This window comes from Thermomonospora catenispora, assembly GCF_006363815.1.
Taxonomy (GTDB): Bacteria; Actinomycetota; Actinomycetes; order Streptosporangiales; family Streptosporangiaceae; genus Thermomonospora; species Thermomonospora catenispora.
On the sequence record NZ_RRYT01000032.1, the window covers coordinates 12,506 to 36,180 of the forward strand.

Sequence of the window (23,675 nt, forward strand, 5' to 3'; positions counted from 1 at the left end):
TGCCGACGATCGGTGACCGGACCGTGTCGGTCCGGTCACCTTATCTCCTCGGGCGCCTCTCCCGGCGGGCGCTCGGTCAGCCCAGCTGTACGGTGCCGGTGACGTCGGCGGCCAGCCGCAGCTCGTCGCCGTCGCGCAGCGGGGCCTCGACCCCGCGCGGCAGACGTTCGCCGTTGACGAACGTCCCGTTGGTGGAGCCCTCATCGCGCACCCAGGCGGTGCCCGACGGGTCCAGCCACACCGTCGAGTGCCGCCGCGACACGTTGTCGAACTGGGTGAACGTGGAGGCCACCGGGGACTGGCCGGCGTCGCGGCCGAGCACCAGGTGCTGACCCACGGAGATCTTCAGCTCCCCGGTGGGGAACACCACCCGGAGCACCGGGCTCTTCTGACGCACCGGCCGCAGGCAGGAGTCGCACTGCACGGCGGACGGGTTGCTCAGCACCGCCTCGCAGTGCGGGCACATGAACGCGGTGCTGTCGGCTCCGCGCTGGGGCTGCTGCGGCTCGTCCGGCGGCAGCAGCGTCGCCTCCCGGCCGTGCGGCGGGGGAGTGACCGACCGGCCGCCGTGCTGCGGAGGAGGCGGCATCTGGTGGTCCCCCGGACCGGGCGGCATGTGCTGTCCGCCCTGCTGCTGCGGCCCGGGCTGCTGGTGGGGCGCCGGCGGCCATCCCCCCTCGGCGGGCTGCCCGCCGCCCTGGGGAGGCGGCGCCCAGGCGTCGTGCCCCTGCTGGCCCTGCTGGCCGCCCTGGGACTGCCAGCCTCCGTCGGGCCCCTGCTGAGCGCCCTGCTGCCACCCGGCGTCGGGACCGCCCGGCCGGTTTCCGGGCTGCCATCCCTGCTCGGGCGTCTGCGGCTGGCCGCCGTGCTGCTGCCAGCCGCCCGCCTCAGGAGACTGCTGGCCGCCCTGAGCGGGCGACCACTGCGGTGCGGGCGGCTGCCCCTGCTGCTGTCCCCACGGAGCGCCCTGCCCGTCGGGCTGCCCCATCTGCTGGCCCTGGTGCTGCGCGGGCTGCGGGGACCAGCTGTCCTGGCGCTGGGGCTGCGGCGGAGCAGGCTGCGGAGACCATCCGTCCTGGTGCTGCGGCTGCGGCGGGGCGGGCTGCGGCGGAGCAGGCTGCGGAGGCCACCCGTCCTGGTGCTGCGGCTGCGGCTGCGGCGGAGGCCCGTACTGCTGGTTGTACGGGGGCGCGGGCGGCTGCGGCACGTGCTGCCCATGGTTCCCGGGGATGGGGCCGGGGCGGGGCGTGGTGGCGCCGGCCTTGGCCAGATTCGCCCCGCAGGACATGCAGACCAGGTCACCGGGCTGGAACGGCTCCTCACAGATGGGACAGGTGGGATTGCTCATGACCGCCAGGACACCTCCCCCGCACGCACTCCGGCCTTCTCCAGCATCGACGCAAGGCGGTCCATGTCGCCTCGTCGCGGGATCCCGATGTAGTACACCCGCCTTCCCTCCGGCCCCTCGTCAACCGCTACCTGCACCCGTGGTCGTCCTCCCTCGCCGGACACGGCGTCAGTCGGCCCGTCGTCGCCGAGCGGCGCCCCGTACCGCTCGCGACCCAGGGCGGTCAATGGCACGACACGCTGGTTCGCCGATCCCCTCCACAGTAGTGAGCGTCCGGCGGGGTCGCCCCCCTCGACGCCCACGGGATTGAGCCGGTCGATGTACGGCCCCGTGATGACGGCGTCGCATAGTTTCAGGATGTCGCGAGTCGCCGCCGAACGCGAGAGCCGTGAGTGGACATATCCACTGTAGACGAGTATGTCCGTCGGGAAGTCTGCCCGCCACCGGTGAATCCCGCGCAGCAGCGCCTCCAGCGCCTCCGGCTGCTGGAACGGCTCTCCGCCGGAGATGGTGACTCCGTCGGGCCGTTCCGGCAGCGACTCCAGCCAGCCCAGCACCGCCTCCACCGGCACCGCGGTCGCCGGATCCGGCTCCCAGGTGTCGCGCGACAGGCAGCCGGGGCAGCGCAGCGTGCAGCCCTGCGTCCAGATCCCCGCCCGCACGCCCGGCCCCAGCGTGGTGACCGGATAGTGCGCCTTGGCCAGCAGCAGCGGCGGGGTCACTGCAGTTCCAGTTCGACGATGCTGCCGCGGCGCGCGATCCCGGACACGACGATCTCCTCGTCGCCCGTCAGCTCCCGGTCGAACAGCGCCCGCGCCAACGGGTTGACGAAGTAGGACTCCAGGGCCATTCCGATGCCCCGGCCGCCCTTGTCCAGCTCGCTGGTGCACCACTCGCGCAGCGTCTTGCGCACCTCGCCGTCGATGGTCAGCGTCAGCCGGTGCTCCTCGGCCACCCGGCGGCAGATGTTGGCCAGCTGCAGTTCGAAGATCTGGTTGGCGGCCTCGGCGGAGATGAAGTTGAACACCACGATGTTGTCGCCGAACCGGTTGAGCAGCTCCGGCCGGTTCAGCACCGTGGTGAAGTGGTCGGAGATCGCGCCCTTGAGCTTGGCCTCGATCTCGTCATACGACATGCCGGGGTGGATGTTCTGCACCCGGGCGCCGGGGGAGAAGCCGCCGTCCAGCCGGCCGCCGGGGTTGCCGGGCGCGTCCACGTACATCCCCAGATTCGAGGTGAAGATCAAGATCGCCTCGGAGAAGTGCACCGTGTTGCCGCGCCCGTCGGTGAGCCGGCCGTCCTCCAGGATCTGGAGGAACTTGTCCAGGATCCGCGGGTGCGCCTTCTCGATCTCGTCGAACAGGATCACCCGGAACGGATCCTCCCGGATCGCGTTGGTCAGCTCCCCGCCGGCCTCATGCCCCACATAGCCGGGCGGCGCCCCGATCAGCCGCTCCCCGGCGTGGTCGGAGGAGAACTCGCTCATGTCGAACCGCAGGTAGGCCGACTCGTCACCGAAGATCAGCTCGGTGATCGCCTTGGCCAGCTCGGTCTTGCCCACCCCGGTCGGCCCGGCGAAGAACAGCACCCCGCGCGGCCGGCTGCCGGACCGGGTGGCCTGCGCCCCCGACAGCCCCAGCACCGCCCGCTTGAGGATGTCCAACGTCTTGGTGACCGCCTGCGGCTGGCCGACCACCCGCTCGGGCACCTTGCTCTCGCCCTCCAGCACCCGTTTGCGCAGGTGGCCGCGGCTCCACGGGTTGTCCAGCACCCCCAGCTTGTAGGTGCGCACCGCGTCCGGCAGATCGGCCAGCTTGACCCCGCGCTCCCGGGCCAGCCGGGTGATCTCGATCATCGACTGCAGGGTCAGCCCGTCGGCCTGCTCGGCGAACGCCTCGCACGCCTCGATCGCCGCCGGGTCGGCGGACACGTCACGCACCCCGAACGCCCGCGCCAGCAGCCGGGCCGTCTCCTGCCGATCGCCCAGATGCGGCCGGGGGATGGTGATCTCCCGGATGTTGTCGTTGCCGGCGGTCAGCCACGGCGGCAGGTCGCCGGGCCGCTCCACCAGCCACAGGACCGGGTTGTACAGCGGCTTGGGCCGCGCCCCGGGCACCACCACCGGACGGGCGGTGCGCGAGAGCTTCTCGCAGTAGCGGAAGAAGTCCCGCTCGGCGGGCTCCAGATCGGTGGGGCTGCGGGCGATCCGCGAGGCCGAGTCGATCACGAACGCCGCCCGGATCTTCTCCGCCGGGCGGGCCACCGCCGCCAGATACCCGGTCAACGCCTCCAGCGAGGGCTTCTCCTCCGGCTTGATCTTGCCCAGCAGCCGCTCGGCCGCCGCGGCCGCCTCCTTCCCGATCTCGTCGGGGGTGTCGGGGTACACCAGCAGCCCGTCCACCGGGTCGTAGATCACCAGGCAGGAGAACCCGCTGGAACGCAGCGCCTCCCACAACAGGTCGCGCAGCGGCAGCAGCCGCGTCGGGCCCCCCTCGGGCGGCGGCGGGGCCAGGAAACTGTCGTACAGGTTGCCCGACAGCACGTACTGCGAGTGCACCGACAGCGTGGCGTCCAGCTCCCGGATGAACGCCGGCCACCCCTGTAGCCGTCCCCCCAGTGTCGGCGACTCCATCATGTTTCGCGCTCCCGCCCACGCTCACGTGCTCGTTGCCTGGTCCGCGCTCTAGTCTGCCGTGCCCGCGAGACCACCGGCAGCTCGTGCTCCCCCGGCTCGATCCGCCAGGTCACCGTCGCGGTCACCCCCGCGGCCGCCAATCGCCTGCGGGCCTCCTCGAACGCCTCACACCACTGGTGCTCCCGTTCCACGTCCAGGCGTCGGTCCTCCTCGCTCTCCGGTGCCCGGGTCCGCACGATCGCGGCGCGGATCGTCCGGTCGTCCTCCACCCGCATCCTGACCCGATGGTCGGGCCAGGCCCCGCGGCTGAGCACCACCTCGCCGTCCCGCGCGGTCAGCGTCTCGAACCCGGTGTCGACCTCATATCCCAGCTCCTCGAACGCGGCGGTCACCGCGTCCTGCACGTACCGGCGCTCGGCCTCGGCCTGCGCGGCGGCGTCCCGCAGCTCCGCCTGCCGGCGCCGCTCCTCGCGGCGGGCGGCGGTGCGCTCGTTGGCCTGCCGCACCCGCAGCCGGACCTCGGTCAGCACCGCCTCGGCCTCGGCGTCGGTGCCGGCCTGGGCGAGCCGTCCGGCGGCCTCGGCGACGAACTCCCGGTCGGCGGGGGAGACGTCCGGGGCCAGCCGTCCCAGCACCTTGGCCAGGGTCGCGGCGCGCTCGTGCCGCCGCGTCTCCCCCTGCCGGTCCTCCCGCCCCGGAGCGGCCGGGTCGTCGAGCCCGAGGCGCAGCCCTTCGGCGGGGAGCGCGAAGACGCGGGCGGCGACGTCCGCCGCGACGTGCTCGCTGATCCGCCGCCGCGCCTCGGCCAGCGCCCGGTCGGTCGCCTCGCACCAGGCCTCCAGCTCCTCGGGGGAACGGTCGCCGGGCGGCAGCGGCGCCGGGAGTGGGACCTGCGTCCCCGCCTCCTGCTGCGCCTCGGCCAGCGCGGCGATCTGGGCGTTGCGGTCGATCACCTCCCGCACCGCGCGGTCCTGGCGTTCGATCTCGGCCAGCGCCGCTGCCCGAGCGTCCGCCCGTCCCTGGGCCGCGGCGGCCAACGCCCGCGCCCCGGCCGCGGTGAGTCCCGCGGCCTTCCCGGCGACGCGCGTCACCCCCAGGCTGAGGACGACCGCCGCGTCCAGCACGACGTCGGCCTCCACCCCGCTACTCATCGACAGCTCCTCCAGGCCTCGGTCAGGCCGTTCCGAGGGATTCCCGCTCGGCGCGCTCGTGCTCGATTCTCCAACGGTGCAGCCGCATCCCCGCCACGACCGCGTGCACGACCGGCGCCAGCACCAGCACCGCCAGCCACAACAGACTCACCGCCGCGGTGAGCAGGGTCACCAGTATCAAGATCATCGCCAGCGGGACGATCAGCAGCAACACCAGCAGCGGCCCGCAGCCGCGCCGTCCGGTGGCCCGCGCCGACGCCGACAGCGTCTGCGAGGCCCGCGACAGTCCTCGCCCGCTCGCGTTCAGCACCTTCGACAGCCACGACCACGGCCCGTGCGGCAGATAGTCCGCCCCCTGCCGTCTGGCCAGCAGCACCTCCGCCCCGCACTGCCCGGCCCAGGCGAGCACCGATACGACCGTCAAAAGGACGGTGGGAGGCCCCGAAGAAGGCTGAACACCAGGGAGAGTGGGACCTTGGGGCCCGTCCCCGCCGCTGAGCGCGCTCACCACCCAGCTGCCGAGCAGCCACAGCGCCAGCAGCGGCAGGGTCCAGGCCACCGCGCGGGCGGTGGCGGCGCCGCGGCCGGCCAGCCGCCGGTGCTCCCGTTCGGCCCAGTGCCGGGCGCGTTCGGCATGCCGCCGCTCGGCGGACCGGCGGTCCTGGGCGAGCGCCTGGGCGGCCAGCACGGCGTCGGGGGCCGCCCGCACCACCGCCAGCAGCCGCAGCGGATCGTCCGCGCCGGCCCAGGCGACCAGTTCCGCGAACCAGGGCACCGGCTCCTGCACCGAGGCGCGGGCCCGGGCGGCGGACTCGGCCAGCGTCCGGGCGGTCTCGGCGGGACGGGCGGCCAGCGCCAGCAGGGTCAGCAGCACGACCGGGGGATCGTCGCCCGTCCGGTCGCCCGCCTCCGGCAGGCGGACCATGCCCCCGAACGGCGGGGGCGCCTGCGGCCCCGTCCCTGCGCGCAGCCAGGCCGCCAGCCGGTTCCACTCCGCGGCGTGGGCGCGCCACCGGTCGTCGATGCCGCGCAGCTCCTCCGCCCCCTGGAAGGCGGCCAGCTCGGGGAGCAGCCGGTGCTCCCACAGCGCCCGCCCGATCAGGCAGGCCGTGCGGTGGTCGGGGTGGCGCGGGTCTCCGGCGAGCGCCGCCAGGTTCGGCAGGTCCTCGGGGGCGACCCGGCGGCCCAGATAGTGCGGCGGCAGGGTCGGGTCCAGCCAGCGCACCAGATGCAGCACCTTGACGTCCGGCGGCAGCGAGGTCGCCAGATAGCCGTCGATCAGCGTGATGCGGCTGTCGTCGGGGAAGGCGGCCAGCCACTCGCGCAGCGCCCGCCACGCCTCTCCGTGCTCGCCGCGGGCGAAGAAGTAGCGCGCCGCCTCCTCCCACCGTTCCACCAGGGCGCGGGCCAGTTCGGCGCGATCGGTGAACCGGCGTCCGGCGAACGGCAGTCCCGGCCCCGAGGGCGGGGGCTGCTGCTCGGCGGCCACCGGCGGGGACTCGCCGCGGAGCCAGGCGGCGACCTGTTCGCCCGTCCAGCGGCGCCGCGGGTCGCGGGTCAGCAGCCCCTGGCACAGCAGCCGCAGCCGGGGGTCGGCGATGTCGGAGTTGTCGATGGGGCGGGTGGCCAGATGGTCGACCACCACCGTCTCGCTCAGCCCCGCGAACGGTGCGCGGCCGGTGACCAGCTCCCGCACGATCATGCCGAGCGACCACCAGTCCCGGGCGGGGGAGACCTGCCCGGACAGCGACTCGGGGGCGGCGTAGGCGAGGGTGCGGGAGGAGGAGGCGAACACCACGCTCTCATCCAGCACCTTGCTCAGCCCGAAGTCGGTGATCGCCACCCGGAGCGGGTCGGTGCTCAGCAGCAGCACGTTCTCCGGCTTCAGGTCCCGGTGCACGATCCCCGCCCGGTGCAGCGCCTCCAGGCCCGCGGTGAGCTGGGCGGCGATCTCGGCGACCGCGGCGGGCGGGACGGGTCCGGTCAGCAGGGCGCGCAGGTTCCCGGCCGGCGCGTACTCCGACAGCTCGTAGTCGCGGCCGTCGGCGTGCCCGGTCTCCAGGATCCGCATCACGTGCGGGGAGTCCAGGGCGGGCAGCTTGGCCCACACCTCGCGGTCGGCGGCGTACCCCCGGCGGAACACCTTGACCACGTACCGCCGGCCGGCGGCGTCGCGGACCAGCAGCAGATCCGACTCGGCCCCCTGCACCGGCAGCTCGCCCTCGACGGCGAACCGCTCGGCCAGCGCGCCCGGCAGCCGCAGCAGCGGGTCGGCGGACGCGGCGGAGCCGTCCCGGCGGGTGGCGTCCGGGACGCGGGGGCCGGGGACGGCGGGGGTCGGCGGGTCGCGGTGCGTCGCTCCGGGGTCCCGCCGCGTCGACTGCGGGAACTCCTCGAACTCGGTCACTTACCGCTCCGTCGATGCCGCTGTGACTGCGGTGAGCCTAACGCGCCGGTTCAGATCTTCTCCTTGATGACCCGCAGGTGTTCGACCCCCTTGAAGCGGACGACCACCGCCTCCATCAGGATCCGCACCATCAGCGCCTCGAACAGCCAGACCAGCGGGGAGGCGAGCATCATGATGACCCCCCAGGCCCAGCCGTCGTCCCAGGAGGCGATCCACAGCCCGAGGAACAGGAAGATCGTGCACTGCAGGGTGATCAGCAGCAGCGCGACGATGTACCACAGCCGGATCAACTTGGGGGTCACCAGGTGCTCGAAGCGCGTGTCCAGCAGCGCGCCGAAGACGCCTTTCTCCCGAGGGAACGGCCGTGGCGGCACGCCGGCGCCGTAGGGGCCGGTGGCGTACGGCGCGTTCTGGGGGGCGCCCTGGGGAGCGCCTTGGGGGTGCGGGGGCCGCGGTGCGGTTCGGGGATCTCGGCCCGGTCCGGCGCCCCCTCCGGAAGCCGGTCCCTGTCCGGGGCTGGGGGGCGAGGGGTTGGTCATCTGTCCCTGGTCTCCCTGAACGCGTGCGACATGGCGGGCAAACCGACTCTAGAACGGTTCCCGGCGGCGGCGCCGGGACCCGTGCCGCCGTGTCACATCCTCGTATCGGACCACCGGGACGCATCGGGCCGTTCGGTCCGCCGGGCGCGTCCGAGGACGCGTCCCGCCGATTCGGTCCGTGGTCCGGTCCGGCGCCCCGGTCCGGCCCGGTCCGGTCGATCGGCGCGGCGGTCCCGTGCGCCGTCCCGAACGGGCCCCGGGGCTCGGCGCAGCGCGACCGACCTGATACGGAGCGTCCGAATCACCCTCTTTTGCGGTGCCGCAACTCCGGCGATATCAGGCGTTCCGGATGGTCGGCGGCGAGCGGGGGCATAGGCGGACGGCATCACCGCAGCGTCTGCGGGCGCCGCGCATGCAATGTGGCCAGGGTCACATTCGTGTGCTTCCTGTTAGGTGTGTCACAGTGCCAGGGTGGTGGCGTAAGGTCGCCTAGCCACCAGCGCGTGTACTGCATGTAGCCGTGGCGCGACGGCCGCAGATGTGCACGACCGACCCGCACGAGCGAAGACTCGACCCCTGGAGTGCCATCGATGAGCACTGTGGAAGCGCCGACCAAGAAGCGCGCGCAGATCACCGCCAAGACGCTCCGGACCGACAACTGGCTCAATTATCCGATCTTCATCGTGGTGCTGTTCACCGCATGGGTCGGCTATGCGACCTTCCGGTCCCTGATGGGCAAGTACTACTGGGTCGAGGAGTACAACTACCTGACCCCGTTCTACTCGCCCTGCGTCAGCAGCGAGTGCGTCGAGGGCTCGGCGCACTTCGGCACCTTCCTGCCCGAGCTGCCGTTCTTCATCCCGTTGGCCGCGGTCTCCCTGCCGTTCCTGCTGCTGTTCCGGCTGACCTGCTACTACTACCGCAAGGCCTACTACCGCGGGTACTGGGCCTCCCCGCCGGCCTGCGCGGTGCGCGAGCCGCACAAGAAGTACACCGGGGAGCGGCGGTTCCCGCTGATCGGGCAGAACCTGCACCGCTACTTCTGGGCGGCGGCGGTCGTCGTCTCCCTGATCAACACCTACGACGCGCTGCTGGCCTTCACCGACGCCGACGGCGGCTTCCGGATGGGGCTGGGCTCCCTGATCCTGCTGGGCAACGTGATCCTGCTGTGGGGATACACGCTGTCGTGCCACTCCTGCCGGCACATCGTGGGCGGCCGGCTGAAGAGCTTCTCCAAGCACCCGATCCGCTACCGGGCCTGGACCCTGGTGTCCCGGCTCAACGAGCGGCACGGCCAGTACGCCCTGATCACGCTGGGCTCGCTGGTGGTGGCGGACCTGTACGTGGCGCTGGTGTCCGGCGGGGTCATCTCCGACCCGCGCATCATCTGACCCGCGCATCGTCTGACGAGGACTGATCATGACCGAGATCGAAAGGCATTCCTACGACGTCGTCGTGATCGGCGCCGGCGGGTCCGGGCTGCGTGCGGCGATCGAGGCGCGCCTGCAGGGCAAGAAGACGGCGGTCATCTCCAAGTCGCTGTTCGGCAAGGCGCACACCGTGATGGCCGAGGGCGGCGCCGCCGCCGCGATGGGGAACGTCAACCCCAACGACAACTGGCAGGTCCACTTCCGGGACACCATGCGCGGCGGCAAGTTCCTCAACAACTGGCGCATGGCCGAGCTGCACGCCAAGGAGGCCCCGGACCGCATCTGGGAGCTGGAGCACTGGGGCGCGCTGTTCGACCGCACCAAGGACGGCAAGATCAGCCAGCGCAACTTCGGCGGTCACGAGTACCCGCGTCTGGCGCACGTCGGCGACCGCACCGGGCTGGAGCTGATCCGCACCGTGCAGCAGAAGGTGGTGGCGCTCCAGCAGGAGGATCACCGCGAGTTCGGCGACTACGAGGCCCGCCTGAAGGTGTGGGCCGAGACCACCGTCACCCGGCTGCTGGTCAAGGACGGCAGGATCGCCGGCGCCTTCGGGTACGTCCGGGAGACCGGCAAGTTCGTGGTGTTCGAGGCCCCGGCGGTGGTGCTGGCCACCGGCGGCATCGGCAAGGCCTACAAGGTCACCTCCAACTCCTGGGAGTACACCGGCGACGGCCACGCGCTGGCCCTGCTGGCGGGGGCGACCCTGCTGAACATGGAGTTCGTCCAGTTCCACCCCACGGGGATGGTCTGGCCGCCCTCGGTCAAGGGGATCCTGGTCACCGAGTCGGTGCGCGGCGACCGCGGCATCCTGCTCAACTCCGAGGGCAAGCGGTTCATGTTCGACTACATCCCGGAGGTGTTCAAGGACAAGTACGCCACCACCCCCGAGGAGGCCGACCGCTGGTACGACGACCCGGACAACAATCGCCGGCCCCCGGAGCTGCTGCCCCGCGACGAGGTGGCCCGCGCCATCAACGCCGAGGTCAAGGCGGGGCGGGGGTCCCCCCACGGGGGCGTGTACCTGACCGTGGTGGGCCGGATGCCGGGCGGCGCAGAGGAGATCAAGCGGCGGCTGCCGTCGATGTACCACCAGTTCAAGGAGCTGGCCGACGTCGACATCACCACCGAACCGATGGAGGTCGGCCCCACCTGCCACTACGTGATGGGCGGCGTGGAGGTCGACCCGGACACCGCCGCGGCGGTGGTGCCGGGGCTGTTCGCGGCCGGCGAGGTGGCCGGCGGCATGCACGGCTCCAACCGGCTCGGCGGCAACTCCCTGTCGGACCTGCTGGTGTTCGGCCGCCGCGCCGGGCTGGGCGCCGCCCAGTACGTGGACTCCCTCGGCGAGGACCGTCCCGCCCCCGACCCCGAGGACATCGAGCGGGCCAGGGCCGAGGCGATGGCCCCGTTCGAGCGCATGGGCGGGGAGAGCCCGTACGCGGTGCACGCCGAGCTGCAGCAGACGATGAACGACCTGGTCGGCATCATCCGCCGGGAGGAGGAGCTGGTGCGGGCGCTGGAGGCGCTGGACAAGCTCCGCGCCCGGGTGGCGAACGTGTCGGTGGAGGGCGGCCAGGGCTACAACCCCGGCTGGCACCTGGCGCTCGACCTGCGGAACATGCTGCTGGTGTCGGAGTGCATCGCCAAGGCGGCGCTGGAACGGACCGAGAGCCGCGGCGGGCACACCCGCGACGACTACCCGGAGATGTCCCCCGAGTGGCGCAAGATCAACTTGGTGTGCCGGCTGGCGGGCGACCCCGACGACCCGCGGGTGGAGATCAGGCGCCAGGAGATGGAGCCGATGCGCGAGGACCTGCTCGCGCTGTTCGACGTGGACGAGCTGAAGAAGTACCTGACCCCCGAGGAACTGCCCGCCGCGGTGGCCGCCGGGGACGGGGAGGGAGCCTCCCAGAAGGAGACCGCCGGTACCGAGACCGAGGAGAGCGGCAAGTGAGCTACCAGGCGAAGTTCCGGGTCTGGCGCGGGGACGCCGGCGAGGGCGAGCTGGTCGACTACACCGTTGAGGTGAACGAGGGCGAGGTCGTCCTCGACGTCATCCACCGGCTGCAGGCCACCCAGGCCCCCGACCTGGCGGTGCGGTGGAACTGCAAGGCCGGCAAGTGCGGATCGTGCTCGGCGGAGATCAACGGCATGCCGCGGCTGATGTGCATGACCCGGATGTCGACGTTCGCCGAGGACGAGGTGGTCACGGTCACCCCGATCCGGACCTTCCCGGTGATCCGCGACCTGGTCACCGACGTGTCGTTCAACTACGAGAAGGCGCGGCAGATCCCGGCCTTCGACCCCGGCGACGCCAAGCCGGGCGAGCTGCGGATGATGCAGGAGGACGTGCAGCGTTCGCAGGAGTTCCGCAAGTGCATCGAGTGCTTCCTGTGCAACAACGTCTGCCACGTCATCCGCGACCACGAGGAGAACAAGCCGGCCTTCGCCGGGCCGCGGTTCCTCATGCGGATCGCCGAGCTGGAGATGCACCCGGCCGATCGGTCCGACCGGCGGAACATCGCCCAGGAGGACCACGGGCTGGGCTTTTGCAACATCACCAAGTGCTGCACCGAGGTCTGCCCCGAGCACATCAAGATCACTGACAATGCGCTGATCCCGCTCAAGGAGCGCGTGGTCGGCCGGCGCTACGACCCGCTGGTCTGGCTGGGCGCCAAGCTCGGGATCGTCAAAAAGAGCGAGGACACCCCCTCGGCCTGAAGCCCTCGCGCCGCCGGGGCGGCGACCTGCGGACGCGCCCGGTCGCCGGGTCGCCGCCGGCGGCGACGGGCGGGTCGCCCTCGCGCGCCGCGGCGGCCCGCCCGCAGCGCCCTGGGGGAGGGATCGATCGCCTCCTGCGCGCCGCGGAGCGTGCCGCGGGGTTCGCCCGCACCGGTTTCCCGGGACCCTTCGCAGACCGGGCCTGCGGGCCGTCGAGGATGGTGGGACGCTGCACGAAGGCCTGTGGGGCGGCGGAGCGGGGCGGCGGGCGGCGTGCCCCGGCGACGCCGCCCGCCGTTCCCCGGGCACTCCGGAGATGCCCATGGCACGGGCACCAGCATGCTCGTTCCATCGTCCGAGAAATAGGGATAAGTGCACATATCCCGTGGTGTAGTGGCTTCATGAGCGCGTACGAGCCTGGTTCGTTCCTCGCCGAGCTGACCGAGCGGGAGCGGGATGATCTGCTCCGCCGCGGCCGGGAACGTCAGTTCGCCCGGGGGGAGGTGCTGTTCACCGAGGGGGAGACCACCACCTGGGTGGCGGTGCTGCTGTCCGGCATGGTGAAGGCCTGCTCCTATGGGACCGGCGGCGTGGAGGTGGTGCTCGCGGTCCGCGGCCCCGGGGCGCTGCTGGGGGAGGTCTCGGCGATCGACGGCCTGCCCCGTTCGGCCACCGTCACGGCCCTGGAGGCGGCCCGGGTGCAGGCGCTGTCGGCGGCGGAGTTCATGGGCTTTCTGCACGCGCACAGCCGGGTGTCGGTCCTGTTGATGCGGATGCTGTGCCAGCGCTGGCGGGACGCCGACCGCAAGCGCATCGAGTTCGGCGTGTTCGACACCACCGGCCGGGTCGCCCAGCGCCTGGTCGAGCTGGCCGAACGCTACAGCGAGCCCTACCGGCCCCGCCGCGGCGCGGCCCCGCACGACCATCCCGCCGGCAGCGTCCGCATCACCTTGAACCTCACCCAGGAGGAACTGGCCGGCTGGGTGGGGGCGTCCCGGGAGGCGGTCAGCAAGGCGCTGCGCACCCTGCGGTCCCACGGCTGGATCGAGACCGGCCGCCGCCGCGTCATCGTCCACGACCTGCAGGCGCTGCGCAGGCACGCCCGCTAGCGGGGCGGGGACACCAGGGACTCGACGCCCGCCGGGAGGGTGCCGGCCTGGGCGGCCTCGCTGATGTAGGTCTGCAGGACCTGCTGGAAGGCACGGGCGGCGTGGGTGGGGGTGACGTCCTTGCGATGGGCCATGGCGATGGTGCGCAGCAGACCGGAGGAGCCGCGCCGGGAACCGCCCGGGTCGTCGACGGTGAGGGGGATGCCGCGCAGGCCGGGACGGCCGGCCAGCACCATGCTGGGGACGACGGCGACGCCCAGCCCCGCCTCGACGAACCGCAGGACGGCGTCCATCTCGCCGCCCTCGACGGCGAAGCGGGGCTCGAAGCCGGCCTGCCGGCAGGCGGTGATGGTGGCCTCCCGCAGGTCGTAGCCGGGGCGGAACATCACCAGGGGACGGTCGCGCAGATCCTCGATGCGCAGGTAGTGCCGGCGGGGGAGCCGAGTCTCCCGGGTGGTGGAGCCCGGAGCGGGGAACGCCACCACCAGGTGCTCTCGGAGGATCGAGGTGGTCTCCAGGGGGGCGTCGCCCGACAACGGCAGGATCACCAGGGCCAGGTCCAGCGAGCCCCGGGTCAGCTCGCGCACCAGGTCCCGGGAGCCGCCCTCCTCGACCAGCAGGCGGATGCCGGGGTAGGCGTCGTGGAAGCGGCGCAGCACGTCGGCGAGCAGGCCCCCGCACAGCGAGGGGGTGGCGCCGAGCCGGACCCGGCCGCGCCGCAGCCCGACGAGCTCCTGCACCTCCAGGCGGGCGGTCTCGACATCGGCGAGGATCCGCTTGGCCAGCGGGAGCAGCGTCTCCCCGGCCGGGGTCAGCGCGATGTTGCCGCGGGCCCGGCTGAACAGCGGCGCGCCCAGTTCGCTCTCCAACGCGCGGATCTGCTTGGACAGCGACGGCTGTGCGATCCGCAGCGTCTCGGCGGCCTGGGTGAAGTGCCGGATCTCCGCGACGGCGACGAAATATGCGAGCTGCTGCAACTGCACACTTCAAGAGCGTACGGAGGGCGTTTTCCCGATTTTCGGCCCGGTCGCCGGTAACGGGCCTCGGCCCAGCGTGCGGGCGGTGCCGCCGCTCTCGGCGTCGTGCTCGACGACGCTCGCGATGACGCTCTCGACGATGGATCAGGGGCGTCCCGCCAGTGGCCGTGACGTGACGGGACGCCCCTAGTCTGAGGGCCGCCTGACCGTGTTCTTCCGCTCGCCGTTACCGGGTCTTCTTGCGGCGGCCGGCGGTGGCGGCCAGGTAGTCGCGGTTCAGCCGGGTGATGGTGTCCAGCGGGATGCCCTTCGGGCAGGCCGCCGTGCACTCGCCGGTGACGGTGCAGCCGCCGAACCCGGCCTCGTCGTGCGCCTCCACCATCTTGACCACCCGGTCGTAGCGCTCGGGCTGGCCCTGGGGCAGCAGCCCCAGGTGGGTGACCTTGGCGGCGGTGAACAGCATCGCCGACCCGTTCGGGCAGGCCGCCACGCAGGCGCCGCAGCCGATGCACTCGGCCGCCTCGAAGGCGGCGTCGGCGGCCGGCTTGGGCACCGGGACGGAGTGCGCGTCGGGGGCCGAGCCGGTGGGCGCGGAGATGTAGCCGCCCGCCTCGATGATCTTGTCGAACGCCGACCGGTCCACGACCAGGTCCTTGATCACCGGGAACGCCTTGGCCCGCCACGGCTCGACGGTGATGACGTCACCGTCCTTGAACTTGCGCATGTGCAGCTGGCAGGTGGTGGTGGCCTTCTCCGGCCCGTGCGGCGTCCCGTTGATGACCAGCGAGCACATGCCGCAGATGCCCTCGCGGCAGTCGTGGTCGAAGGCGATGGGGTCCTCGCCCTCCAGGATCAGCTTTTCGTTGAGGACGTCCAGCATCTCCAGGAAGGACATGTCGGGGGAGACGTCGTCGAGCCGGTACTCGACCATCCGCCCCTCGTCCTCGGGACCCTTCTGGCGCCAGACGCGCAGGGTGATCTTCATGGTTATCGCCTCTGGCCTTTCTCGACAGAACGCCGGACGCGCGAGATGAGGCACGTCGTCATGGTCAGGTCCGGCCTTCCTACTTGTACGAGCGCTGGCTCGGCTTGACGTACTCGAACTCCAGGGCCTCCTTGTGGAGGACCGGCGGCTCGCCGAGCCCGGTCCACTCCCACGCGGCCACGTAGGAGAAGTTGGCGTCGTCGCGCTTGGCCTCGCCGTCGGCGTCCTGGGATTCGGCGCGGAAGTGGCCGCCGCACGACTCGGTGCGGTGCAGGGCGTCGATGCACATCAGCTCGGCCAGCTCCAGGAAGTCGGCCACGCGGCCGGCCTTCTCCAGGGACTGGTTGAGGTCGTCGGCCGAACCCGGCACCTTGACCCGCCGCCAGAACTCCTCGCGCAGCGCCGGGATGAGCTGCAGCGCCTTGCGCAGCCCCTCCTCGGTCCGCTCCATGCCGCAGTACTCCCACATGATGTGGCCGAGCTCGCGGTGGAAGGAGTCCACGGTGCGGTCGCCGTCGATGGACAGCAGCTTGTCGATCTGGGCCTGCACCCGGCTCTCGGCCTCGGCGACGGCCTCGGCCGGCACCTCGCCGAGCTTGTTGTTCGTGGCGAGGTAGTCGCCGATGGTGTTGGGCAGCACGAAGTACCCGTCGGCCAGGCCCTGCATCAGCGCCGAGGCGCCCAGCCGGTTGGCGCCGTGGTCGGAGAAGTTGGCCTCCCCGATCACGAACAGGCCCGGGATGGTGGACTGCAGGTCGTAGTCGACCCACAGCCCGCCCATCGTGTAGTGAACGGCCGGGTAGATCCGCATCGGGACCTCGTACGGATTCTCCCCGGTGATCCGCTCGTACATGTCGAAGAGGTTGCCGTACTTGGCCTTGACGGCGTCGATGCCCATCCGCTTGATGGCGTCGGCGAAGTCCAGGTAGACGCCGCGTCCGCCGGGACCGACGCCGCGGCCCTCGTCGCAGACCTTCTTGGCGGCCCGGGAGGCGATGTCGCGCGGCACCAGGTTCCCGAAGGCCGGGTAGATGCGCTCCAGGTAGTAGTCGCGCTCGGCTTCGGGGATGTCGTTGGGATGACGGTCGTCGCCGGCCTTCACCGGCACCCACACGCGGCCGTCGTTGCGCAGCGACTCCGACATCAGCGTCAGCTTGGACTGGTGGTCGCCGCTGACCGGGATGCAGGTCGGGTGGATCTGGGTGAAGCAGGGGTTGGCGAACAGCGCGCCGCGCTTGTGCGCCCGCCAGATCGCGGTGGCGTTGGAGCCCATCGCGTTGGTGGACAGGTAGAAGACGTTGCCGTAGCCGCCGGTGGCGAGCACCACCGCGTCGCCGGTGTAGGTCTTGATCTCCCCGTTCACCAGATTGCGGACCACCACGCCGCGGGCCCGGCCGTCCACCATGACCAGCTCGAGCATCTCGTGGCGGGGGTGCAGCTCCACGTTGCCGGCGTCGACCTGCCGCATCAGCGCCTGGTAGGCGCCCAGCAGCAGCTGCTGCCCCGTCTGGCCGCGGGCGTAGAACGTCCGGGACACCTGGGCGCCGCCGAAGGACCGGTTGTCCAGCAGACCGCCGTACTCGCGGGCGAAGGGCACGCCCTGGGCCACGCACTGGTCGATGATCTGGGTGCTGATCTCCGCCAGCCGGTAGACGTTGGACTCGCGGGCCCGGAAGTCGCCGCCCTTGACGGTGTCGTAGAACAGCCGGAAGACGCTGTCGCCGTCGTTGCGGTAGTTCTTGGCCGCGTTGATGCCACCCTGCGCGGCGATCGAGTGCGCCCGCCGCGGGCTGTCCTGGAAGCAGAACTGGATGACCTTGTAGCCCAGCTCGGCCAGCGTCGCGCCGGCCGACCCGCCGGCGAGCCCGGTGCCGACGACGATGACGGTCTTCTTCCGCTTGTTGGCCGGGTTGACCAGCTTGGCCTCGAACTTGCGCTTGCTCCAGCGCTCCTCGATCGGGCCTTTGGGCGCCTTGGTGTCGGCGATCGGATCGCCGAGGGTGTAGAAGGTGTCGGTCATGGTGAACCCTTTTTCAACTCGGTCGCTGCGATCTGCGGGTGGACGGGTGGGTTGAAAAAGGCTCAGTCCACCAGCCCGACGGTGACCGCGAACGGCACGGACAGGTAGCCGGCGACGAGCACGACGACGAACGCCGAGGCGGCCAGGTGCAGGGCGCGGGCCCGCTGCGGGCTGGAGAGGCCCAGGCTCTGCACGGCGCTGACCAGGCCGTGCCGCAGGTGGAAGCCCACCGCCACCACGGCGAGCACGTAGAAGAGGGTCACGTACCAGCGCTCGGGCGCGAAGTCCGCGGCCAGGTTGCCGTAGACGTCGCCATGCTCGTACTCGGGGTGGACCGTGCCGGTGGTCAGGTCCAGCACGTGGTAGATCACGAACAGGGCGATGATCACGCCGCCCCACCGCATGGTGCGGGCCGCGTACGACCCCTGCACCTTGGCGCGGTGCCGGTAGCGGGCGGGACGGGCCCGGCGGGCCCGGGCGGTCAGCTGCGCGGCCATGGTGATGTGCAGGATCAGCGAGGCCAGCAGCACCACCCGCATGATCCACAGGAACCACTCGTGGTGCAGGACGGGGGAGCCGATCGTCCGCAGCCAGGCGGCGTACTCGTTGATCTCCTCCGGACCGAAGAAGACCTTCAGATTGCCCAGCATGTGGGCCACCAGGTACAGCACCAGGACGGCGCCGGTCACGGCCATGATCGCCTTCTTGCCGACCGTGGAGCGGTACAGCGCCGGGATCGCGCGGGGTGAAGTTTGAACCACGGCGGCACCGTAGGTCCGCCGGGTTCAGCTCGTCCAAGTCATGGAGATTCTTGTTTCCATAGCTTTTGGCTATGAAGCGTGTCGTATGGGACTTTAGTCCTTTTCCGAACGTCGTTCGGAGTGATCGACTTCACAGACCGTGACGCGAACCCGGCCCGCCGCAGACGCGTCTTACGCCCTCACTTGGGAAGCTTGACCACCGTCACGAAGAAGTCGTCGATCTGCCGGACCACCTCGATGAAGCGCTCGAAGTCCACCGGCTTGGTGACGTAGGCGTTGGCGTGCAGGTGGTAGCTGCGCAGGATGTCCTCGTCGGCCTCGGAGGTGGTGAGCACCACGACGGGGATGGAGCGCAGGTCGGGGTCGGCCTTGACCTCGCTGAGCACCTCCCGGCCGTCCTTGCGCGGAAGGTTGAGGTCCAGCAGGATCAGGTCCGGCCGGCGGGCGTCGGCGTACTTGCCCTGACGGCGCAGATAGGCCATCGCCTCCTCGCCGTCGCTGACCACGTTGAGGTTGTTGCCGACCTTGTTGTCCTCGAACGCCTCACGGGTCAGCAGCACATCCCCGGGGTCGTCCTCGACCAGGAGGACCTCGATCGCGCGCACGGGGTCACTCATCGCCTGACTCGTCGCCTTCCGTCGTCTCGGTGCCTTTCTGCCGCTCCGCCGCGGTCGCCTCCCGCACGGGCAGCGTCCAGCGGAACGTGGTGCCGGGCCCGGTGTGCTCGGTCTCCAGCCAGATCCGCCCGCCGTGGTACTCCACGATCTTGCGGCACATGGCCAGTCCGATCCCGGTGCCCGAGTAGCTCTCCTGCGGGTGCAGCCGCTGGAAGATCAGGAAGATCCGCTCGGCGTACTTGGGGGCGATGCCGATCCCGTTGTCGCTGCAGGCGAACTCCCACATGTCGGGCTGCTCGGCCGACCGCCGCACCGTCAGCCGCACCCGCGGCGGCTCGTCCCCGTGGAACTTGATGGCGTTCCCGACCAGGTTCTGCAGCAGGATCCCCAGCAGCGTCCGGTCGCCGGTGACCACCGGCAGCTCGTCCGACTCGATCCGCGCCCCGGTCTCCTCGATGGCCTGCCCCAGATCGTGCCGGGTGCGCTCCAGCGTCCGGTTCAGGTCCACCGGCTCCATCGGCCGCTCCGAACGGCCCACCCGGGAGAACATCAGCAGGTCGTTGATCAGCGCCTGCATCCGTTTGGCGCCGTCCACCGCGAAGTCGATGTAGCGGCGGCCCCGCTCGTCCAGCGCGTGGCTGTACCGGCGCTCCAGCATCTGGCAGAAGCTGGCCACCTTGCGCAGCGGCTCCTGCAGGTCATGGCTGGCCACATAGGCGAACTGCTCCAGCTCGGCGTTGGAGCGGCGCAGCTCGGCGGCCTGCTCGGCGGCCAGCAGCCGCGCCTCGGAGCTGATCCGCCACTCCTCCACGATCCGGCGGCGCATCGAGTCCACGATCCCGGCCAGCTCGGCCAGCTCCGCCGGCCCCGAGGCGTTCAGGGGGTGGGCGAAGTCGCCCTGGGAGACCGCCCGCACCTGCTCCGACAGCCGCCCGATCGGCCCCAGCACGGTGCGCCGGATCAGCACCACCACCGCGATCGCCACCAGCACGATCACGATCCCGGTGAACGCCAGCGACAGATACAGCGTGCGGGCCCGCTCGCGCAGCTGGGCGTCATAGGTGCCGTGCAGCTGGGTCAGCTCCCGCTGGGTGGCCGAGTTGGCGGCGGTGGCCTGCCGGAACAGCGTCCGTCCGGTCTCGTTCAGCTCCCGCGTCATCTCCCCGTCGCCGGCCAGCGGCACCGCGAACTGGGCGCGCCAGGCCGCGGTGGCCGCGCTGGCGCGGGCGAGCTGCTCCAGCGTCGGCTCGCCCTCGGGGACGTCGGCCAGCAGCCGCCGCATGGTGGCCACCGCCTGGTCCTCCCGGACCACCGCCTCCCGGTAGGCGGTCAGGTCGGCGCGCCGGTGATAGCGGGCGTAGGCGCGGATCGCGCTGTCCTGCTCGTCCAGCGCGGTGGTCAGCTGGAAGTGCTGCAGCGCGGCCGGGGCGACGTGGTCGATCAGGGCGTCCCGGGCCCGGTTGTTGCCCTGCAGCGCCAGGGCCGACAGCACCAGCGAGGCCAACAGGATGATCGACAACACCAGCGCGGCGGCGCTGAACCACTGCCCCAGCCTGATCCGGCTCAATCCGTGGCGCGGCGCGGGCGGCTTGAGCGGGGCCAGCTTGGGCGGCAGCGGCGCCCCCGCGCTCATCGAGCCCGGCCGCGGCTCGGCCTCGTCGGTGCGCTCGCTCTCGGTGCGCTCCGTGCTGGTCAATGGCGCTCCTGTCCGGTCAACAGCAGCACCGCCACATCGTCGGTCAGCTCTTCGCCGTTCAGCCGCTCGACCTCGGAGACCAGGGTGTCGAGCAGCGCGCCGCCGGCCTTCCCGGCGCGCCGGGCGTCCCGGGCCAGCGTCACCAGCCCCTCGGTGCCCAGCCGGACCGGGCCCTGCCCGATCCGGCCCTCGATCAGTCCGTCGGTGTACAGCAGCAGCCCCCACGAGGACGGCAGCGCGATCTCGGCGGCCGGCCAGGCGTCCTCGCCCACCAGGTCGGTCGGCAGCCCCAGCGCGGGGCCCGACGTCTCGTCGGGAACGGCGGTGACCTCGTCCCCGTCCAGCAGCAGCGGCGGAGGGTGCCCGGCCAGGTGCATCCGGGCGGTGCGCAGGGACGGGTCCACGGTGATCGTGCAGACCGTGGTGAACAGCTCGTCGCTGCGCCGCTCGTGCCCGAGCACGGTGTTCAGGGTGGTCAGCAGCTGCGCGCCGGTGTGCCCGGCCAGCACCAGGGTGCGCCAGGCCATCCGCAGGCACACCCCCAGCGCGGCCTCGTCCGGGCCGTGCCCGCACACGTCGCCGATCATCAGGTGCACCGACCCGTCGTCGGTCTGCACCGTGTCGTAGAAGTCCCCGCCCAGCAGCGCCCGGCGGCGACCGGGCCGGTAACGGGCGTGATGCCGCAGCGACTCGTCGTCGATCAGCGGGACCGGCAGCAGGCCGCGCTCCAGCCGGGCGTTCTCCCGGCTGAGGATGCGCGCCTCCACCAGGCGCCGCTCGCTCTCCTCGGCCCGCTTGCGCTCGATCGCGTACCGGATCGCCCGGGCCAGCAGCGGACCGTCCACCTCGCCCTTGACCAGGTAGTCCTCGGCGCCCAGGGCGACCGCCCGGACCCCCAGGTGGGCGTCGGCCAGCCCGGTGAGCACCACCACCGCGGCCCGGTCGGTCAGCGACAGCACCTCCTGCAGGAGCTCCAGCCCCCCGGCATCGGGCAGCGACAGGTCGGCCAGCACGCAGTGAATGCGCCCCGACATCCGCTGCCGGGCCTCGCCCAGCGTGCGGACGTGCAGGATCTCCACGTCCAGCCCGGAATCGGCCAGCAGCTCCTCGACCAGGAAGGCGTCACCGGGGTCGTCCTCGATGAGCAGCAGGCGCAGCCTGCCGTCGATCCCGGGCAGTACCGTGGTGGGATGGTCGCTGGTCGTGCTCACTCAAGGCCTTCGGACGATCGGCGCGGGCGTCGGCCCGCAGACAGGCTCGACATGGGCATAAGCATGGCTCGGGCAACGACTCGGCATGGTGTCACCGGCCGCACGAGCGGCCGTGCCGGGCGGCGGCGGTAGTCCGGTCGCCGCATCTCCCGGCCGTGGAAGCGGCGTCACAGCAAAGGGTCCGATGGCCGCTCCGCATGCCTCGACCTTACCGCCTCCCTTCCAGGCTCTGCACCTGCTGGACCCTTTCGCTTGTCCCCAACGCGTACAGTCTGCGACGAGTGCCCGCCGCCCGCCGGAAAAACGTTCGTTCTCCGTCGAACGGCGCGCCTAGGGTTCGCAGGGTGAAGGATGCACTACCGACCGTCGACCCGGGCGATCCCGATCATCGGTCTCCGGGACGGTACCTGTGGTGGCTGGCCCGCCACCAGTCCGGGCCGCTGCTCCGCGGCATCGGCTGGGGCGTGCTGTGGATGGCCTCGCTGGCGCTGATCCCGCCGACGATCGGCCGGGCGATCGACGCGGGCGTGGCCGCCCGGGACGTCGGCGCGCTGTCGATCTGGTCGGCGGTGCTGCTGGGGCTGTTCGGGCTGCAGGCCGCGGCGGGGGCGATGCGGCACCGGCGGGCGGTGTTCTGCTGGCTGTCGGCCGCCTACCGCACCGTCCAGGTGGTGACCCGGCAGGCCACCCGGCTCGGCGCCGCCCTGTCCCGCCGGATCAGCGCCGGCGAGGTCGTCAGCGTCGGCGTCTCCGACGTGGAGCACATCGGGAGCGCGCTGGAGGTCGTGATCCGCGGCACCGCCTCGGTGGTGATGATCATGGTGGTGATCGCGCTGATGCTGGCCACCGACCTCGGCGCGGGCCTGGCCGCGCTGGCGGGCGTCCCGGTGATCCTGCTGGTCGGGGCGCCGCTGCTGGGGCCTTACCGGCGGCGCACCCGGCGGCTGCGGGAGCTGATCGGTGAGCTGAACACCCGGGCCACCGACATCGTGGCGGGCCTGCGGGTGCTGCGCGGCGTGGGCGGGGAGAAGCTGTTCGCCGCCCGGTACCGCGAGCAGTCCCAGCGGGTCCGGCGGGCCGGCGTGGACGCGGCCCGGGCGGAGTCGATGCTGGCGGGCGCGGAGGTGCTGCTGCCGGGGCTGCTGACCGTGGCGGTCGTCTGGCTGGGGACGCGGTCGGCGCTGGCGGGCGCGATGAGCCCCGGCGAGCTGGTCACCGTGTACGGGTACGCGGTGTTCCTGGTCATTCCCATGGCGACGTTGGCGGAGGCGGCCGACAGCCTCACCAAGGGGCACGTCGCCGCGAGCCGGGTCGTGGCGGTGCTGGCGCTGGAGCCCGAACCGGAGGGGGAGGGCGACCGGGAGCCCGCCCGCCCGGCCGACCTGGTGGACCCGCTGTCGGGCCTGGTGGTCCGGCACGGCCGGCTGACCGCGCTGGCCGCCGCGTCCGCCGCCGACGCCCGCGCCATCGCCGACCGGCTGGGCCGCTACACCGAGGTCGAGGGGGCCGACGTCACCTACGGCGGGGTGCCGCTGCGGGACCTGGCGCGCCTGCGGGAACGGATCATCGTCGCGGTCAACGAGGACGTCCTGCTGTCGGGGCCGCTGACCGCCACGCTCGCCTGCGGCGACCCCGCCCGGGACGTGGACGCGGCGATCGCGACGGCGTCGGCGGAGGACATCGTGGCCGAGGTCGGCCGGGACGCCCACGTCGTGGAGGCGGGCCGGGAGTTCTCCGGCGGGCAGCAGCAGCGGCTGCGGCTGGCCCGGGCGCTGGCCGCCGACCCCGAGGTGCTGGTGCTGGTGGAGCCGACCAGCGCGGTGGACGCGCACACCGAGGCCCGGATCGCCGACCGGCTGAGGCGGATGCGGGCGGGCCGCACCACGCTGGTGTGCACCACCAGCCCGCTGCTGCTGGACCGGGCCGAGCACGTGGTGTTCGTCGAGGACGGGACGGTGGTCGCCGAGGGGACGCACCGCGACCTGCTCGACGCCGAGCCCCGCTATGCGGAGGCGGTGACCAGGAACGAGACGGCCGACCGGGCCCATGGGACGGCTTGAGGAAC

Annotated in this window: 18 protein-coding genes; 5 read left to right on the top strand and 13 right to left on the bottom strand. The window is 72.1% G+C overall.

From position 1 onward, the window contains the following. Nucleotides 1–76 precede the first annotated feature (76 nt). The 6 genes from EIO00_RS20020 to EIO00_RS20045 are packed head-to-tail and all read right to left on the bottom strand — an operon-like array spanning nt 77 to nt 7,915. Nucleotides 77–1,348, bottom strand: coding sequence for an FHA domain-containing protein (locus EIO00_RS20020; RefSeq protein WP_140181257.1), 1,272 nt, complete (start codon nt 1,346–1,348; stop codon nt 77–79). After that, nucleotides 1,345–2,070 (bottom strand): 4Fe-4S single cluster domain-containing protein, encoded by a 726-nt coding sequence (locus EIO00_RS20025; RefSeq protein WP_140181259.1) that lies wholly within the window; start codon nt 2,068–2,070, stop codon nt 1,345–1,347. The genes EIO00_RS20020 and EIO00_RS20025 overlap by 4 nt, the downstream gene beginning before the upstream one ends. Next, a complete protein-coding gene (locus tag EIO00_RS20030; protein WP_140181261.1) occupies nt 2,067–3,983 on the bottom strand; it encodes an AAA family ATPase in 1,917 nt (638 codons plus the stop codon). Before EIO00_RS20030 ends, EIO00_RS20025 begins: the two co-directional genes overlap by 4 nt. Beyond that, nucleotides 3,980–5,134 (bottom strand): response regulator receiver protein, encoded by a 1,155-nt coding sequence (locus EIO00_RS20035; RefSeq protein WP_140181263.1) that lies wholly within the window; start codon nt 5,132–5,134, stop codon nt 3,980–3,982. The genes EIO00_RS20030 and EIO00_RS20035 overlap by 4 nt, the downstream gene beginning before the upstream one ends. A gap of 22 nt (nt 5,135–5,156) precedes the next feature. Then, nucleotides 5,157–7,541, bottom strand: coding sequence for a serine/threonine-protein kinase (locus EIO00_RS20040; protein ID WP_140181266.1), 2,385 nt, complete (start codon nt 7,539–7,541; stop codon nt 5,157–5,159). A 50-nt stretch (nt 7,542–7,591) separates the two neighbouring features. Then, nucleotides 7,592–7,915, bottom strand: coding sequence for a DUF4282 domain-containing protein (locus EIO00_RS20045; RefSeq protein WP_241661482.1), 324 nt, complete (start codon nt 7,913–7,915; stop codon nt 7,592–7,594). Between the two features lie 755 nt (nt 7,916–8,670). Here EIO00_RS20045 and EIO00_RS20050 point away from each other — a divergent pair. The 4 genes from EIO00_RS20050 to EIO00_RS20065 all read left to right on the top strand — a co-directional run bounded on the left by EIO00_RS20050 (nt 8,671) and on the right by EIO00_RS20065 (nt 13,343). Continuing rightward, a complete protein-coding gene (locus EIO00_RS20050; protein WP_140181270.1) occupies nt 8,671–9,471 on the top strand; it encodes a hypothetical protein in 801 nt (266 codons plus the stop codon). Nucleotides 9,472–9,499: 28 nt separating this feature from the next. Continuing rightward, a complete protein-coding gene (locus EIO00_RS20055) occupies nt 9,500–11,467 on the top strand; it encodes a fumarate reductase/succinate dehydrogenase flavoprotein subunit (protein ID WP_140181273.1) in 1,968 nt (655 codons plus the stop codon). Next, nucleotides 11,464–12,234 (top strand): succinate dehydrogenase/fumarate reductase iron-sulfur subunit, encoded by a 771-nt coding sequence (locus EIO00_RS20060; RefSeq protein ID WP_140181275.1) that lies wholly within the window; start codon nt 11,464–11,466, stop codon nt 12,232–12,234. The genes EIO00_RS20055 and EIO00_RS20060 overlap by 4 nt, the downstream gene beginning before the upstream one ends. Nucleotides 12,235–12,635: 401 nt before the next feature. Next, complete coding sequence (locus tag EIO00_RS20065; RefSeq protein WP_140181278.1) at nt 12,636–13,343, top strand: Crp/Fnr family transcriptional regulator; 708 nt, start codon at nt 12,636–12,638, stop codon at nt 13,341–13,343. On the opposite strand, the gene EIO00_RS20070 is transcribed toward EIO00_RS20065, so the two are convergent. The 7 genes from EIO00_RS20070 to EIO00_RS20100 form a co-directional block, all read right to left on the bottom strand. Beyond that, nucleotides 13,340–14,326: a LysR family transcriptional regulator gene (locus EIO00_RS20070; RefSeq protein WP_140181283.1), complete on the bottom strand. Its 987-nt coding sequence runs from the start codon at nt 14,324–14,326 to the stop codon at nt 13,340–13,342. The genes EIO00_RS20065 and EIO00_RS20070 overlap by 4 nt on opposite strands. A 220-nt stretch (nt 14,327–14,546) precedes the next feature. Further along, entirely contained in the window at nt 14,547–15,305 is a 759-nt protein-coding gene (locus tag EIO00_RS20075; protein WP_140181284.1) for a succinate dehydrogenase/fumarate reductase iron-sulfur subunit, read from the bottom strand. Between the two features lie 79 nt (nt 15,306–15,384). Continuing rightward, on the bottom strand, nt 15,385–17,325 hold the full coding sequence (locus EIO00_RS20080; protein ID WP_140181285.1) for a fumarate reductase/succinate dehydrogenase flavoprotein subunit: 1,941 nt from the start codon (nt 17,323–17,325) through the stop codon (nt 15,385–15,387). 62 nt (nt 17,326–17,387) lie between these two features. After that, complete coding sequence (locus EIO00_RS20085) at nt 17,388–18,086, bottom strand: succinate dehydrogenase cytochrome b subunit (protein ID WP_140181286.1); 699 nt, start codon at nt 18,084–18,086, stop codon at nt 17,388–17,390. A gap of 179 nt (nt 18,087–18,265) precedes the next feature. Next, a complete protein-coding gene (locus EIO00_RS20090; protein WP_140181287.1) occupies nt 18,266–18,703 on the bottom strand; it encodes a response regulator in 438 nt (145 codons plus the stop codon). Then, entirely contained in the window at nt 18,696–20,399 is a 1,704-nt protein-coding gene (locus tag EIO00_RS20095) for a sensor histidine kinase (RefSeq protein ID WP_140181288.1), read from the bottom strand. Before EIO00_RS20095 ends, EIO00_RS20090 begins: the two co-directional genes overlap by 8 nt. Beyond that, the gene (locus EIO00_RS20100; RefSeq protein WP_140181289.1) at nt 20,396–21,610 is read right to left on the bottom strand and encodes a PP2C family protein-serine/threonine phosphatase; all 1,215 of its coding nucleotides are present in this window, start codon (nt 21,608–21,610) and stop codon (nt 20,396–20,398) included. Before EIO00_RS20100 ends, EIO00_RS20095 begins: the two co-directional genes overlap by 4 nt. Before the next feature lie 344 nt (nt 21,611–21,954). Here EIO00_RS20100 and EIO00_RS20105 point away from each other — a divergent pair, with 344 nt between their 5' ends. Further along, nucleotides 21,955–23,670 carry an ABC transporter transmembrane domain-containing protein gene (locus tag EIO00_RS20105; protein ID WP_241661483.1) on the top strand — a complete coding sequence of 572 codons (1,716 nt, stop codon included), beginning with the start codon at nt 21,955–21,957 and terminating at the stop codon, nt 23,668–23,670. Nucleotides 23,671–23,675 lie beyond the last annotated feature (5 nt).

Bases quoted from the DNA above. Each gene is read 5' to 3' on its own strand.
- EIO00_RS20020 (WP_140181257.1), bottom strand. From the start codon at position 1,348: ATGAGCAATCCCACCTGTCCCATCTGTGAGGAGCCGTTCCAGCCCGGT.
- EIO00_RS20030 (WP_140181261.1), bottom strand. From the start codon at position 3,983: ATGATGGAGTCGCCGACACTGGGGGGACGGCTACAGGGGTGGCCGGCG.
- EIO00_RS20035 (WP_140181263.1), bottom strand. From the start codon at position 5,134: ATGAGTAGCGGGGTGGAGGCCGACGTCGTGCTGGACGCGGCGGTCGTC.
- EIO00_RS20050 (WP_140181270.1), top strand. From the start codon at position 8,671: ATGAGCACTGTGGAAGCGCCGACCAAGAAGCGCGCGCAGATCACCGCC.
- EIO00_RS20055 (WP_140181273.1), top strand. From the start codon at position 9,500: ATGACCGAGATCGAAAGGCATTCCTACGACGTCGTCGTGATCGGCGCC.
- EIO00_RS20065 (WP_140181278.1), top strand. From the start codon at position 12,636: ATGAGCGCGTACGAGCCTGGTTCGTTCCTCGCCGAGCTGACCGAGCGG.
- EIO00_RS20075 (WP_140181284.1), bottom strand. From the start codon at position 15,305: ATGAAGATCACCCTGCGCGTCTGGCGCCAGAAGGGTCCCGAGGACGAG.
- EIO00_RS20080 (WP_140181285.1), bottom strand. From the start codon at position 17,325: ATGACCGACACCTTCTACACCCTCGGCGATCCGATCGCCGACACCAAG.
- EIO00_RS20090 (WP_140181287.1), bottom strand. From the start codon at position 18,703: ATGAGTGACCCCGTGCGCGCGATCGAGGTCCTCCTGGTCGAGGACGAC.